This is a genomic window from Vulcanisaeta distributa JCM 11217, from assembly GCF_001316005.1.
In the GTDB taxonomy this organism is placed as follows: Archaea; Thermoproteota; Thermoprotei; order Thermoproteales; family Thermocladiaceae; genus Vulcanisaeta; species Vulcanisaeta distributa_B.
Genome location: NZ_BBBJ01000003.1, coordinates 138,929 through 153,421, shown reverse-complemented (window position 1 = coordinate 153,421; position 14,493 = coordinate 138,929). Strand labels below are relative to the sequence as shown.

At 44.4% G+C, this 14,493-nt stretch carries 17 protein-coding genes and 3 pseudogenes; 5 read left to right on the top strand and 15 right to left on the bottom strand.

All coding sequences use genetic code 11. The features are described 5' to 3' along the window. Positions 1–54 precede the first annotated feature (54 nt). Positions 55–291, bottom strand: coding sequence for a hypothetical protein (locus JCM11217_RS04480; protein WP_054842192.1), 237 nt, complete (start codon positions 289–291; stop codon positions 55–57). A gap of 215 nt (positions 292–506) precedes the next feature. Further along, positions 507–1,064: a hypothetical protein gene (locus JCM11217_RS04475; protein ID WP_243678338.1), complete on the bottom strand. Its 558-nt coding sequence runs from the start codon at positions 1,062–1,064 to the stop codon at positions 507–509. A gap of 94 nt (positions 1,065–1,158) precedes the next feature. On the opposite strand from JCM11217_RS04475, the gene JCM11217_RS04470 reads away from it, so the two are divergent. Beyond that, positions 1,159–1,686 (top strand): hypothetical protein, encoded by a 528-nt coding sequence (locus tag JCM11217_RS04470; RefSeq protein ID WP_054842191.1) that lies wholly within the window; start codon positions 1,159–1,161, stop codon positions 1,684–1,686. A gap of 23 nt (positions 1,687–1,709) precedes the next feature. Here JCM11217_RS04470 and JCM11217_RS04465 read toward each other — a convergent pair whose 3' ends face one another. The 7 genes from JCM11217_RS04465 to JCM11217_RS13760 form a co-directional block, all read right to left on the bottom strand. Beyond that, the gene (locus JCM11217_RS04465; RefSeq protein WP_054842190.1) at positions 1,710–2,648 is read right to left on the bottom strand and encodes a hypothetical protein; all 939 of its coding nucleotides are present in this window, start codon (positions 2,646–2,648) and stop codon (positions 1,710–1,712) included. Between the two features lie 191 nt (positions 2,649–2,839). Beyond that, complete coding sequence (locus JCM11217_RS04460) at positions 2,840–3,151, bottom strand: nucleotidyltransferase domain-containing protein (RefSeq protein ID WP_243678337.1); 312 nt, start codon at positions 3,149–3,151, stop codon at positions 2,840–2,842. Next, positions 3,124–3,516 carry a HEPN domain-containing protein gene (locus JCM11217_RS04455; RefSeq protein WP_054842188.1) on the bottom strand — a complete coding sequence of 131 codons (393 nt, stop codon included), beginning with the start codon at positions 3,514–3,516 and terminating at the stop codon, positions 3,124–3,126. The genes JCM11217_RS04460 and JCM11217_RS04455 overlap by 28 nt, the downstream gene beginning before the upstream one ends. Before the next feature lie 79 nt (positions 3,517–3,595). Next, positions 3,596–5,320, bottom strand: a complete 1,725-nt coding sequence (locus JCM11217_RS04450; RefSeq protein ID WP_243678336.1) for a radical SAM protein — start codon at positions 5,318–5,320, stop codon at positions 3,596–3,598. 17 nt (positions 5,321–5,337) lie between these two features. Beyond that, a complete protein-coding gene (locus JCM11217_RS04445) occupies positions 5,338–6,192 on the bottom strand; it encodes a thioredoxin family protein (protein ID WP_243678335.1) in 855 nt (284 codons plus the stop codon). 36 nt (positions 6,193–6,228) lie between these two features. Further along, complete coding sequence (locus JCM11217_RS13765) at positions 6,229–6,510, bottom strand: hypothetical protein (RefSeq protein WP_243678334.1); 282 nt, start codon at positions 6,508–6,510, stop codon at positions 6,229–6,231. Between the two features lie 61 nt (positions 6,511–6,571). Beyond that, complete coding sequence (locus tag JCM11217_RS13760) at positions 6,572–6,985, bottom strand: hypothetical protein (RefSeq protein ID WP_243678333.1); 414 nt, start codon at positions 6,983–6,985, stop codon at positions 6,572–6,574. A gap of 133 nt (positions 6,986–7,118) precedes the next feature. Between JCM11217_RS13760 and JCM11217_RS13755 the strand changes: the two genes are divergently transcribed. Then, positions 7,119–7,331: a hypothetical protein gene (locus JCM11217_RS13755; protein ID WP_243678332.1), complete on the top strand. Its 213-nt coding sequence runs from the start codon at positions 7,119–7,121 to the stop codon at positions 7,329–7,331. Further along, complete coding sequence (locus JCM11217_RS04435) at positions 7,318–8,541, top strand: DNA double-strand break repair nuclease NurA (RefSeq protein WP_243678331.1); 1,224 nt, start codon at positions 7,318–7,320, stop codon at positions 8,539–8,541. The genes JCM11217_RS13755 and JCM11217_RS04435 overlap by 14 nt, the downstream gene beginning before the upstream one ends. Before the next feature lie 8 nt (positions 8,542–8,549). Here JCM11217_RS04435 and JCM11217_RS04430 read toward each other — a convergent pair whose 3' ends face one another. Both JCM11217_RS04430 and JCM11217_RS04425 read right to left on the bottom strand, forming a co-directional pair. Beyond that, on the bottom strand, positions 8,550–9,014 hold the full coding sequence (locus tag JCM11217_RS04430) for a hypothetical protein (protein WP_054842187.1): 465 nt from the start codon (positions 9,012–9,014) through the stop codon (positions 8,550–8,552). 49 nt (positions 9,015–9,063) lie between these two features. Next, positions 9,064–10,329: pseudogene (locus tag JCM11217_RS04425) on the bottom strand (molybdopterin molybdotransferase MoeA). Between the two features lie 84 nt (positions 10,330–10,413). On the opposite strand from JCM11217_RS04425, the gene JCM11217_RS04420 reads away from it, so the two are divergent. After that, positions 10,414–10,881 carry a hypothetical protein gene (locus tag JCM11217_RS04420; protein ID WP_054842186.1) on the top strand — a complete coding sequence of 156 codons (468 nt, stop codon included), beginning with the start codon at positions 10,414–10,416 and terminating at the stop codon, positions 10,879–10,881. Between the two features lie 14 nt (positions 10,882–10,895). Here the strand turns inward: JCM11217_RS04420 and JCM11217_RS13750 are convergent, their stop codons facing one another. From JCM11217_RS13750 to ilvA, 4 genes and pseudogenes are all read right to left on the bottom strand, one after another. Then, positions 10,896–11,165 carry a hypothetical protein gene (locus JCM11217_RS13750; RefSeq protein ID WP_243678330.1) on the bottom strand — a complete coding sequence of 90 codons (270 nt, stop codon included), beginning with the start codon at positions 11,163–11,165 and terminating at the stop codon, positions 10,896–10,898. After that, positions 11,140–11,628 carry a hypothetical protein gene (locus JCM11217_RS04415; protein WP_243678329.1) on the bottom strand — a complete coding sequence of 163 codons (489 nt, stop codon included), beginning with the start codon at positions 11,626–11,628 and terminating at the stop codon, positions 11,140–11,142. Before JCM11217_RS04415 ends, JCM11217_RS13750 begins: the two co-directional genes overlap by 26 nt. 82 nt (positions 11,629–11,710) lie before the next feature. Further along, positions 11,711–12,093: pseudogene (locus JCM11217_RS04410) on the bottom strand (RidA family protein). Between the two features lie 32 nt (positions 12,094–12,125). Further along, a pseudogene (gene ilvA / locus JCM11217_RS04405) lies at positions 12,126–13,379 on the bottom strand (threonine ammonia-lyase). 85 nt (positions 13,380–13,464) lie between these two features. On the opposite strand from ilvA, the gene JCM11217_RS04400 reads away from it, so the two are divergent. Continuing rightward, on the top strand, positions 13,465–14,463 hold the full coding sequence (locus JCM11217_RS04400; protein WP_054842185.1) for an AIR synthase family protein: 999 nt from the start codon (positions 13,465–13,467) through the stop codon (positions 14,461–14,463). The last annotated feature ends 30 nt before the right edge of the window (positions 14,464–14,493 follow it).

Here is a 14,493-nt window from a genome sequence, read left to right as displayed (position 1 = left end):
TTGACATAAGTTACTATTACCTCCAGACCAACGCCGGCATTACCGAAGCCCTCCTTAACCCACTCCCTGGCTATTGGGGGCTATACTATTTAGCGGTACGTAGGCCTGCCCAAGCGTGTTTGTCGTGCCATTCCACACCTCCACCAACGATTCCTTATAACCTGGCGGTAATAGTGCGAAGACCTGCACGTAGGCGTTCGTGATGGTCTTATTTTGTGGTGTTAGGACGGTTATCGTGATGTACGGCGTGGTTGGTACGCCCATACTCAATAACGTACCCATTAGGGACATTACAGATATCAAAACGAGTATAGGTACTAGGTATACAACCCCCCTTCTTCATTATCCTAGGCATAATCTCTTCAAGCTTAACTGATATATATATATCGGCTCGACTCACCAAGAGACTTGTAACGCATTATATATTGATAAAATTAAATGCATATATGGTGTATAGGATAATTATTTCCTAGGATATTTATAGAAATAATATAGACAAATACTCATTATGACTGCTGTTGCCTCTTCTTTCCGTACAATTTATAAGCCCTCACTATACTCGCCACCTGGAATACCTTGAAGGCTATTTCGGAGTTGTCCTCCCACCACCAACGCTTTGCAATCTCAATGACCCTCTCAAGCTCCTCAACGCTCATTTGATCAGGGTCCTTGGAGAACACGGACTTAATGAACTCAAGCTCCTCCTTACTAATTGGGTTAGCCCTAACCATACCGACGATCCTACTAACCTCATTAGTCAACACCTTAACCTCATCCTGCGAGAACAAGCCCTTAAGCCCCCCCATGTACTCAATAAGGAGTGAATTAACATTTACAACAGCCGACTTAAGCCCACCCTCTAAATTACTCATTCTATTCTCTAAATTAGCTACCCTATTCTCCAACCTAGTCTCTACCTCCTTAATCCTATTACTCAATCTCTCCTCCAAATCCCTAAACCTCCAATCAATGCCCTCGAACTTCCTGCCCAGCCAATACGTGAATGCCGCCAGGTAGGCTATTATCGTGATCAACAGACCAATCACGTAAATAATCTCATCCACAGTAACCACTTAGCAATAAGTTATTAATAAACTCTAATTTAGGCCCTGAGAAGCCCAAACAAGGCTTTTGAACCTAAATTAAGAAACTAACCTAATGAGTGAGCCAGTGCCAATACATGCCGAGGGAATATTCACGATGGGCATTGATGGCGGTGTTTGGGAAGATTTGATCTTTGAGTATTTAGATAAGGATCATTATTACAGGAACCTGCTTAGGGATAGGGAGGGACTACTTAATGAGTTGAGGACTATCATGGGGGGGAATATGCAGGGCTTCCTGGACGAGGAAACTATTAAAATTAATGGTGAAGTTATTAGGGCTAGGGTAGTTGATGTTGGTCTCGGCTTTAGGGGCTCCTTTGATAGGCCGTATCTCGAGTTTTATATTTACTTCAAGGGCAATTTAAGGAAAGGTATTAACAAATATGAGGATTATTATGAGGAGGAGGTTGCTGAGTATGACTATGAGATTGTTTGGCTTTTCCCACCTGGCTTCAGGATTATTGAGTATGAATTCGCCGGCGAGGGCTCCATACTGGGTGGTGGGAACATACTGAGGTTGACGGTAAAGAAGGGCCTTAGGGTTGGCAACTACGAGAGTATAACGTTTGAAGTTCCTTGATTAGACTTTGAGGTATTAGGTAATTAACCCTCACCGGGTAAAGGCGGTGGTGCTTCGAAGTAAAATGATGCACCAGTACATATGCATGCCGCCTCTATGGACTTGGCGCCGGGGGGGAATGAGGTTGGGTAATAAACATTGCCGTTGGCGTCCATGCCAACCCAAGGCCAGTTACTTAATACGACAGTAATTCCACAATCATAAAATGCGTAGCCTGCATCGGTTTGTGTTTGTGCAGCGAATGACCCAACACCATAATTAGTCCCTGGCGCATTTGTCGCGCCAGGACATAATGCATAGCCAAAACCTGGCTGGGCATTACCATCATCCAATATACTTTCAACGGAAACTCCCGGATTAATGAAGAACCAACCCGCGGCGGTGGTATTGGCGGCCACGGCACTGCCAATATACCACACGGCTGAGTAAGACTCAAAATAAACCTCTGGATCATTGGCGCTGCTTAGCCCTGGTAATGGCACTACGAATTTCTCAATCCTGAATATACCCACTGGCGTGAAGTTTCCTTCACGTGGATAAATAATTTCTACTCTCACGCTGGCCATTGGGCGCTTTACAACGGCATATAGTTTATAGTCGTTAGCGCTATTCCATAAGTACACGTATAGCACACCCTCATGAACGATAATCGATGCGTATCTATATCCATAGTTGTTGGGTAATTGGAATGTGACCAACGTATTTTTAAAGGGTTTGACATTAATTATTGGGTATGGTGGTTTGGTTAAAGTAATGAAACCACTCAGGGCACTACTAAATGTGTTCTTTATCATTTCCTGCATCATTGTTTGGTTAACATTTCCATCACTAAAGTTCGCAATAACGCTAAAGGAATATGTCGGTGTTAATGAGTTGTAGATACTTATTGGGTTTGTTCCATATATTGCCAATACCATGACTATGGCTAGGACAAGCATTACCGTTATTGCCGCGGCACCCACCCTCCAGTTTAATAGAGGGCTTGTGCGCATCATTTTTATCATTAGTTAGTGGGCTTTTTTGTTTCGGCTGTTCACTTAAAATACTCGTTTCTCAGGGATCGACCACCAACTACCCACTCTCCTAATTACTCCCTCATTAATGGCTTTCCTGAAAATCTCCCTTAGTTTCTCGAAGGTCCCATCATCATGTATTACAATGCCGTAGTCCAGAGCATCATAGAGTGAGATTGAGCCCTATTCATCAGCCTCTTAACCTCATCAAGCGTGTATGGGAAAACCTCAAGGGCTATTCTCGAGTCCCAGCAAGCCGTGAATTCACGAATCCTGTTAAGGAAGTCCTTACCCGAGTTTGGGACGATGATTAGTAAGTCAACATCACTATCAACTAGCCAGTCACCCCCCCTTACACGTGACCCAAACAGTACGACTGAGTTAATGCTAAAGCCACGATTAATTAGGCACTTAACGTATCTCCTCAACTCACTAATAATTTCTTCACCCATTCAATCACCCGAGAAGCAGACTCAACACAATGCTGAGCCTCCCTCTTTGAATAAACCTCGCTAGGCACGCCATTGGCTGCGTCAGGATAACGAGCGACCAGGTAATGGAGATTCAAATCTCTTAAATCGTCAATCACCTCATCAACAGGTATACCACTACTCCTCAATCTTTCAGCCAACTCCAGTAGATGGGTCTTTGGTGGTAATAGCCTTAACCTTGCTATGATTAACGCCTTTAACGCCTTCTCCGCAGCTTGATGAGAGTGAAACGCTGCATAATTGAGGTATCCAATCTCAAGTAAATGGCGCGCTAATTCAAGTTCTCTAGTCGCCTCCCTTAACCATTGCTCTGCCTCCTCACGCATTTCCCTTCAAACCCCCCCTACCTCTGAAGTACTTTATATCCTTAATAATGATTTATATAATTATAATTATGCGGAATCTTCATAACGTTAAATACTTACTTAATTCATCGTTATTATTTATTATATTCCTTAGCTGTTCATGGTCCTTTATTGGCCTTGCCGCAATTATTTTGTTCAGTATTTCCCTACTCATGTGGGGGGGAACGTACTTAAGAAGTCTCTTTGGTGCCTCATTAACGCTAACCGGATATGGCACGCCAATCACGGATCTAAAGCCGTGCTCTGACACAACAACGTCGATCCACCTCCCAAGCTCTATCCTTGCAGGTATGTAAATTAACAGTGGGTATGAACCGACTTGTCTCGCGTACGTTCCATTTCCATAGTGAACCTCCGTGAATACTCTCCTCAGTATTGTACCCTTAGGCACGACTCTCCTGAGCATTTCATGGTCGAAGTACCTCCTGACCCAGTATTTAAAGGCTAGAAAGTACTTCCTATGGTCCTTCAGTAATTGCCGGATGTCCTCTGCCTGGTTCCATAGTGGTGTTGGTGGTAGTACAAGGACCTGCCTAATGTTAACTCTCCTGACCCAAACATCATCATTCAACAACCTCCTAAGGAATTCAATATTCAATTTGAAGGTCTCCCTTGTCTCGCCAGGCAGTCCAATGACGAAGTTAATGCCGGGCAGTAACTCAGGCATTCCATTCCAACCCCCCCTAGCCCTACCCAACTCGCTGATTGTCTTAATTGCGAAGTAAGCCTCGTCAGGCATCACCTTGAGGTTATTCAACTTGACAACTCTAGGGTCCGCAGTCTCAATGCCCATCGCAGCCACGTCACCAGGCGTGTGGTACTTCATTAATATCTTCGTAACCTCAATACTCTCCCTAGGCCAATGATAAATTGTACCTGGATTAACATTATCAATATGCAGCGTCTCTAGTTCAGGCGCCACATTTCTAATGCCAACGAGCAACCCCTCAATAGCCCCCTGGGTTAGGCCTTGGGAAGTCCAGCTTACCCGTGTCGTGAGCCATGTAGGTGTAGAAGTCGGCCTGCCTACCAAGCCTAAAGTGCTAACCCCCCCGAGGCTATATAATGCCTCAACCTCCTCAACAATTGCCTTAGCCTCCCTATACTTAACTGGGCCATACCTAACAGTGGCGCAGAAGGAACAGCCGCCAGTGATGTACCTTGGGCAGGACTTATACGTCTCAAGCTCGATGATCAGGTTCTTGCCGTAATTGGGGTGTTGGGTGACTACTCGAGCGCCAAGCACGGCGAATTTATTGATTAGCCCGTAGTCAACGTGCATCAACGCGGGTGAGACCTTCGATGATTGGTAGCTATTCCTCAGTAATTCATAAACGACCAAATCAACATCACCCGTGACCACCAAATCATAATACCTCTGAAACCTACTCCTAGGAATAGCTATTGTACCACCTGCTGAACCATAGCCAAACCTGGCCACTGGGCCTCCGAGGATCTTTATGGGCTTGGTAATTATGTTGGCGATTCTTTCAATCTCCTCAAGCCTTATGGCTCGCCCCCCAAGGTACTTACCAGGCGTTACAATGCCTGCTATTACAATGAGTACCCTGGCATCATTGGCAATCCTAACAAAGCCTGCCCAATCATTCCTGACCTGATCTATCGTGAAATACCTAACATCGACGGACTTATCCACACTCCATACAGCACCAGCAACATAACGCGGATAAACATCTAGGTAAGGCGGTACACCAAGCCCTGCCGGCTCATCCGTATACCCATCAAGTATTACTACCCTATCCATGCCTCACCAAATCATGCTTAAGACCCCCCCTTTATACTTTTCATGAAGCCTTCAATGACCTCAACATACTCCGAATCACCGAATATACTTGTTTGCTCATCAACGACTTGCTTCATGTACTCATCAAACGTCCTACTCATGTATTCATAAACCCTCTCAACCTTCTCCCTAAACCTCTCATTACTGATTGGGTACGCCCTAAGGCCAACCCTGCCAAGGGCACTTCGTATGATCATCCAGTGGGCAATGACCTCCTTGCTATATAACTTCGACACCTCACTCCAACCCAGGAACTTATTATGAAGCCAATAAATCTCCCTGGCGAAGTTCTTGGTTATCACAGCTAGAAACCTATCCTCCCTACTCCTTATGGCCTCCCTACATGTGTTGACATCGCTTAAGTACCTACGTAATTCATCATATGCCTCATCACGATTACTGTAAATCGATATGTTCGTTATTGCCAACGTAAACTCCCTATCACGTAGAAAGGCATTGCAGTCTTCATTAACGTATAGCCATAATGCCGTTGCCACACTATCGAGAACGCCTCGGAAAAATCTCTCCTCAAGCTCCTTTAAGTCACCCTCAAACCTATTACCTAAATACTCACCGTCCAATAACGCCTTGAGTCTCTTGAAATCAACTATCCCAGCGAACACCAACTCACCATTAATGAATATGCTTGGCACTGATCTAACGCCTCTCTCCATGGCCGTGTATGGGTCCCTAGACGTATCTATTATCCTAACCCTATCCAGGTAACCCCCCCACTGCTTAAGCAACCTAATTAGTGTGTGGCACGTGCTACATGTTGGGTGCACAAATACCTCTACATTGGGCGTACTCACGGCATCACGGTTAATAAACACCTCCTTTTAAACTAATGGCGACTTACATTAAATTTTTCATCCTGTCTCATTAATGCCTAAGGACTCGAGTAAGGCTGTGGCGTTATTGCTTAGATAAACGCCATCCTGAACACTAATGGCCTGTAATGACTGAGTTATGTTTATTGGCGCCGAATACCCACTTATACTCAATGTCGTGAACACGCTCAGCTTTATTAGGAGTGGCACGCCGTCCTGTGTCATGCAGACCTCGCTCGTTACATTTACGGGTACTGAGCCAAGGCCTGCCTGTATGGCGCTTGGCATCACGTTACCGAGCATCGTAGTGTTCCTGGACATGTAGCAGTAGGCATTGTAACCAAGTATTTTCTGTTCACTGATTAATGTGAATGACGATGTATTAACTATGGGGGAGTGCTAGGTATACTAAATTGAATGTTTGATTTGTGGATGAGCAACCAGCATATAGGGGCTCAACTATGCACTGTATTATAGTGCCATTACTTAATTCGGTGGTTACTATGTATAGGCTCATTTGTGGAGCGCTCGTTGTTGTGACGACTATGTACCTATCCGTAGGTCCCCCCCTCTGGCTATACGTGAAGAGATAACTCTCAGTACTTACCTGCCCAGCAATGTTTGAGTAGATATAGTAGTTATAATTAGCCGTGTAAGTATTATTGCTTGTGTACGTAAATAATTCATTAAAGGTTGGCCCAGTCGGCTTATAGAGTATGCGCAATGCAAAGACCGCGCCTATTACTGCTACGGCTATTGTAATCACGGCAATCGCTATTACGTACTTTAGGTTCATAATTCATTACCGGCACTGGGGGGGCACAGGCCCTATTAATAAATGTTTACTTACACATCACCAAAACTAACACTAAGCTCAGCAGCACTTGAGTAAGCAAAAACTATTATAACGTTGCCTCGTTGATGGTTTAGTGGCCGACTTATTTTATGACATTTACTATAGGAGGTTAATGGAATTAAATAATGATCATAGGCTGGGTAGGATTAATGCAATGCATGGTACATTAAGTAAAATTATCGATGCCAGCGATGCCAAGGATCTCTGGAAACCCCCCTACCCATACCTAGTAAGTCTGATGGCATTAGGGCAACTGCCGTTGATGGGGGGGTGTGAGAGAGCTTGAGCTTAGGGATGGAAGCGCCATAATAATTGCGAGGGCCATCGCCGTTAATAATGCTGGTGAGCAGCCAATAAGGGATGTAATTGTCAATTGGGTACCTGTATTCGCGCCAACTATTAAATGGGTATTGCTGTCATACATAGAGAGCGAGGTTGCGCTGAGGGCGATAGAGGGTGGTAGGTATGACTTCCTATTGTTGGATGGTAGTTTATACGCTAAGATTACTGCGTTAATTCATGAGTTGATATTAACGAAGGGATTCCTAGACCTTTATTACGTACCCGAGGTCATAAGGGCTTTGGAGAGTTTATATAATGTGCTTGATAGGGCTAGGGAACTTGGCGTTAACGTGGTGTTCGTAGCCAAGGACTCTAAGTTGAAGATCTTTAAGGACTATATTCTGTTTAAGGCGCTTAAGGAGATCATACTTAGTGATGCGCCGTTCATTAACGTGAGTAAGGAGTTACTCGATATACTCAATAGGGGTATTGATTGGTACAGCATTGTCTGGATTAGGAATTATAGGGGGGGTAAGTTGATAGAATTAGCCAGGAATTATAATGGTGCGCACAGGGATCTAATAAGGGTTGGTATTAGGACTGCCCTTAGTCAGTCAATATCCGATGTAATGCTCCTGGAGGAGTTGGCTAGGATGCAGGGTATTAGGGTTGGTGTGACCAGGAAGTTATTAATCGGAGCCATGGATGCATACCTAAACCATAAATCGTTGACCCAGCTAGATAACCTCTTGAAGTTTATTAAGAATAGGATTGAGGACAGTGAGGGATTAAGAACTGTCGATGATTACGGCAACCTAGACATCAATCACGAACTGGACAGGGTTAGGAGGGTATTAATGAACTTCCCAAGGATAGTGATGACTTATGTTAAGTTCCATGAAAGCGATACGCCTTTCACGGTTGAGATTCCGTACTACGATTGGCCAATGTTTAATCAGGGAGTTCCCTGGAAATTATTTTATGATAAAATTGACATTAATGAGCACATAAACCTACTGATGAGTATGTACAGGGACCCAATACACTACAATAAATTACTCTGGCTGGCCCATGAGTATGCCAACTTTGGCGAGGATCAATTTCTTGAGTACGCAATGGCGGCTGTAAATAAATTGAAGATTCAGACAAAGAGGAGGTTTGGCTTGGCATTCAATGTTGATTTAAATCCTCAGCTTGACGATCTTCAAGCCTAACCCTAAGTTTAGAAGTGTATGAGGTATCTAACCACGCCCCTATAACCTGCAAGCCTAATTATGTCCACCTCAACGTAACTCACGTATTTAAATGCCACTATCTTGAGGAAGTTCTTAATACCATTTACATGGATGTAAGCTGAGTACGCCACATTACCCTTACCCTCCATTGACGTACCATCAACCTCATTATTAAGTAGATCGGGTAATTCAAGTTCATTGTACTGCCACGGCTCGGAATCCAGCCTTATTGCGTACAACTTCTCAATTGTTTTTCTACCAAGCTTTAACTCATTTATCTTATTTATCAGCACCTTCTCATCGACATTGAGGGGGGGCAGGGTTAAGTATGTTATTTCCTCATTAACGAAGAATTTATGCGGAGGCACCTTAAATGAGTTTATCTCCACACCATCGACGGTCTCCTTAACCTTAACCGACTGCCTTAGATATTCAGGAATGGAGGATGACATCGCCTCCAAGAGGAAGGGCTAAATGAATTAGGTTAAAAAGTTATCTTTGTTATATCTCCTCCACGAATAAGGGCCTTATTAACGTTACCTCAACCTCATCACCCTCATCAAAACCCTCCCTATTCTCAGGAACAACTAGGATCCCATTACCCCCCCTAACTAAAGTACTAAGTATGCCACTACCCGTTAATGCCAATGGCTCGACATAGACCCTACCATCCTTACCCAGGTAAGCCCTAACCCTAACGAAAGACCTGGTATTAACGGGAGTCGAAACCCTCCTAGTTAGGATTCCCTTAATGACTGGTTTGGGATCATCAATAGCGCCCATCATATGTAGCAAAATAGGTCTTACTAATACATCAAAACCGGTCGCCGCAGCCACGGGAAAACCACTAAGCATGAAGATGGGCTTGCCATTAACCACAGCTATACTATTTGGTCTTCCAGGCCTAATTGAAAGACCATGATTCAAATACTCAGGGTTTAACCTTGACACAGCCCTTATGGTATAATCGACCTTGCCCACGGATACTCCGCCTGTCGTAATTACAGCATCATAATCCTTAAGAGCATTACTCACGGTCTTAGCAATCTCATCTTCATTATCACCAACGATACCCAGGTAATTCGGTTCACAACCAAGGGATTTAAGTAATCCCTCAATCACGAACCTTGAGCTATTAATCACCCTGCCAGGCGGTGGTCCATTAACTGGTACATCCGTTACCTCCACAAGTTCATTACCAGTGCTTATTATCGCAACCCTCGGTGAAAACACTTTAACCCTGTAAACACCCATCGATGCCAGAACCCCTAAATCCCAGAAGAATCTTCATCCCCCCCCTCCTATACATCACTTCATTTGCCCTAACATCCTCTCCTCTCCTTGATACGTTACCCATGGGTGGTACGGGTCTCAGCACCTCAACGTAATCGCCAGACCTACGTGTATCTTCATACATGACCACGGCATCCGCGTTGATGGGCAATGGAGCGCCCGTACTTATCTCAACTGCCTCACCTGGATTTAATGAGTACTTACCTGGGTCATCACCGACAGCATGAATCCCACGACCCTAAGCGTTATCGGATTAGTTGGCGAAGCACCAAACGTATCCGTACTCCTCACGGCGTATCCATCAACTGCAGACCTGTTGAATCCAGGTACGTCAAACCTAGCCGTTATATCCTCGGCAATGTACTTATTCAGCGCCTCGCTTAGGGTTACCTCGATTATCCTAGGTACATGCCTAATGTACTTAATGGCGTCATTAAGTACTTGATCTACTGTCTTCGTCTCCTTGAAGCCCATGCTAAGGCTCAGTGTTTTTTATGGCATTTAACTTTAATTAGGTTATTAAAATGGCTTAAAAATGAGGGTTATGCAAGTAATTACGTGAGTTCCACCTACCTAAGGACGCCGCCTAGGATTAAGGTTCTCGAGGCTCTTGGGGCCCTTGCCGATGGTAGGGTTGAGGTGATTAATGATAAGGAGGCAGTGGTTAAGTCCTCTGATGGTACGAGGATGTATAAGGTCTATGTGGATGTTTCCAGAAGGGAGGTTGATAGTACGGATAATGGAACCGTGCATAGGGGGGGTTATGTTGGTTACCCAATAATATCATTCCTAATGGTGAAGAAGTTATTGCCAATTAATGAAGGATTAATGCAGTCATTGAAAGGTATACCCTGGAGGAGGTTAAATGAGGAGTACAGGAGCTATGCCAGGGTTATGGAGGTGATAATTAAGGATAAAGGGTTGAATGAAAACGAGGTGAATAAGTACATTGACCAGGTATTGTCAATGTTAAGGCGAATGAACCTAAAGCGTGTTCAAAAGTACAATGAGGTCGTTGAGGAGTAAAAAGGATGAGGCACTTATTGAGTTGATCCGTAGATCCTGAATGGGCACTTATAGTTAAACTCACATACAGCGCATTTACCAATTGATGGTGCGGCCTTAGGTTCTCTACGCATTAGCCAATAATCAAGGGCCCACTTAAGGTGCGCCTCTATTGACTTATCGAATTCGTTAATGTACATTGTATAGTCCCTAAACCTGACCTTGGCAGGCAATTCCACGGCGCTCATTAGGTACTTAATCGCATTAGAAAATACACTTCTACGTAGTTTCTCCGTAATACTCACGTCGCGCTTTACCTTCACCACCATAACGAGGGGGGTTAACACCCAGACCAAGTTTGTTGATTAGGTACGCGTACAGTTGTGCCTGTACATACTCACTATCAAATAATCTGTCCAACCACCTATTACTCGTCTTTAACTCAATGACTGCCTTGGCAACACCCCTCATAAACACTATGGCGTCTGGTATACCGATTATGCTAATCCCATCTATATTAATCATTAATGGTAATGTTGCGACCACAAGTTCATTATTCTTAACGGCTTTCATGAATTCCTCCTCATTAACCCTTCTCCCCCCCCTAAATACCTCATCGTGAATTATTATCCCTAATTCCATCGCTGGTGTTTGAATCCTACCCTCAATTATCGACATGTGTAACTTATACTCACAGAATAGTTGCTGGGCTATTTCGGAGACCGTCACATAATCCCTATTAAATCTAACCATCGAGTTACTTGCCAAGCAACGTTAGTTGATTACCTGGCCATTAATAAGAATAGCGTATAAATCATAACAATCAATTTGAAGATTAGGAATGAATTCATTAGTCCTTAACTGCTATAACCGATATCTCCACCAAGGCGCCACTAGGCAAATTGCTAACCTCAACGGTGATGCGCGCCGGCGGGCTCTCCTTAAAGTACCTAGAGTAAACCTCATTAAACTCCGAGAACTTACTCAAGTCCTTAAGCGCCACAAAGACCCAAGCAACGTTACTCAACGAGTAACCGGCGGTCTCGAGTATGGCCTTAATATTCTCGAGAACCCTCTCAGTCTGTTCCCTGATACCGCCCTTGACTAACTGCCCAGTGGATGGATCAATGGTATTTGACCACTAACAAATAGTAGGTTACCGACCTGCACGGCCTGTGAGTATGGGCCTATTGGTTTAGGCGCCTTCTCCGTAAATACCGTAGTCCTCGGCATTATTAAGGATTAATGCCACGTACTTTAAAGTATTACGGCTTCTCAATACTGAAGTTAAAGCCAAGCTCCTTAAGCTTATTAATGACCTTAACTGCGGCATCCTCCTCAGGCGGTAGTTCCACGATGAATGAGACCTCGGCATAGCCCGGCGTTATTGTTGGGTCAAACCTCTCATGGAAAACATCGAGTATGTTAACCCCCCCAAGCTCACCCAATACTGAAGTGACCTTACCAAGCATGCCCGGCCTATCCGGTAATAAACCACTTATCTTTACAATCCTACCCTCAAGGGCCAACGCCTTACTAATTACCCTAAATAGCATGTTCATATCAATGTTACCACCACTCACGACAACGACAACATTACCGCTGACCTTAACCTTATTACTAATTAAGGCTGCGACGCTAGCAGCGCCTGCGCCCTCGGCTATTACCTTCACGCTCTCGGCTATTGTGAGTATGGCCTTGGCAATCTCTAGATCATTAACGAGCACAATGTCATCAAGTAACTCACTCATTAATTTAAAGGTTAAGTCGCCAATCCTCTTAACAGCGATACCGTCGGCTATCGTGTCGACCTTCTCGATTGTAATTATCTTACCACTCTTAAGGCTTAGGTAAGCCCCCCCTGGTGCACCCTCACTCTGAACGCCAATCACCTTAACCCTGGGATTGATGGTCTTGATTACGGATGCTATGCCCGAGATTAAGCCTCCACCACCCACCGGCACTATTACGTAATCAACATTACTGAGGTCCTCAAGGATCTCAAAGCCTATGGTCCCCCCCTGACCGGCTATAACGTCTGGGTCATTATAAGCATGTACGTAGTAAGCCCCCCCAACTCCTTCGCTAATTTCATTGCATAATCCTCAGATTCACTGTAGGATTCGCCATGGAGTATTACGTCAGCCCCCCCATACCTCTTAGTCCTGGCTATCTTAATCCAGGGAGTGAACTGCGGCATGACCACGGTTGCCTTAATACCAACGAGACTAGCCGAGTACGCAACACCTTGTGCGTGGTTCCCTGCGGATGCCGTAATCACATGCTTAACACCGAGTTTATTAACGACATTATTAATCGCGAAGTAAGCGCCCCCTAACCTTAAATGACCCGGTTTTCTGAAGAGCCTCAAGTTTCAACCAAACATTTGCACCCGCCATACTGCTTAAGGTCTCAGACCTTATTAATGGCGTTCTATGTACGAGGCCTTTTGCCTGGGCCTCCTTAATTACCTTCAGCGCCTCAAGTGACCTTTCATAAATCTCGCGCGGTGTCACCATACCTCACTAATACGTTATTAATATTATATTAACCTTACCTACCCTAACCTGAACCTTTAAATGAGTTTAAGGGTAGCCCTAGGTAATGGTTAAACTAAGTAATGATGTTTTAAGGAGGATTATTTTTGCGAACCTAGGTATTGAGGATAGTGATGTAATTATTGGACCTAGGGTTGGCGAGGATGCTGCGATAATTAAAGTTGGTGATAAGTACATGGCGGTGCATACGGATCCAATAACGGGCGCTGTTGAGGGTATTGGCTGGTTTGCGATTAATATAGTGGCGAATGACATAGCGGTTAGGGGTATTAAACCAAGGTGGTTCTTACTCACCTTATTATTACCGCGCGACGTAAATGAGGACGGTATTAAGACCATAATGTCCGACGTCAATAAAGCACTTACTGAGTTGGGTGGTTCATTAATCGGTGGTCATACAGAGTACACACCAGGCCTTGATAGGGTTATTGCATCAACCACAGCAATGGGCGTCGGCGATCATTACGTAACAACGTCCGGCGCTAAGCCAGGTGATTTGGTTCTTGTGACTAAGTACGTGGCCTTAGAGGGAACGGCGGTATTAGCTAACGACTTTAAGGAAGAATTGATGAGTAGAGGTATTTCTAACGAGACCATTAATAAGGCGAGGTCGCTCCTCAAAGAGATAAGCGTTGTTAAGGAGGCGCTTGAAATTGCCGATATTGCAAATTCAATGCATGACCCAACAGAGGGCGGCCTACTTCAGGGTTTGCTCGAGGTTGCTGAGGCTAGTAATGTACGGTTAAGGATTAACTTGGATAAGATACCAATCTTACCGGAAACTAAGCTCATATTTAATGCGTTGGGCATCGACCCACTTAAATCCCTAAGCTCCGGTATGTTAATAGCCACTGTTCCTAGGGATCAGGCTGAGGTTGCAATGACTAGGTTGGGAAAGTTGGGCATTAATTACTCAGTGATTGGCGAGGTCGTGGGTGGTAGACCCGGCGTTGATTTGATGAGTAATGGTAGGGTGTTGGAGGAGGTTCATGAATTTATTGAAGATGATGTCATGAGACTGTGGCATTTAAAGTACGGCAAGTAAATGCAGTGCTGTTAGATTTCATATTTAAAT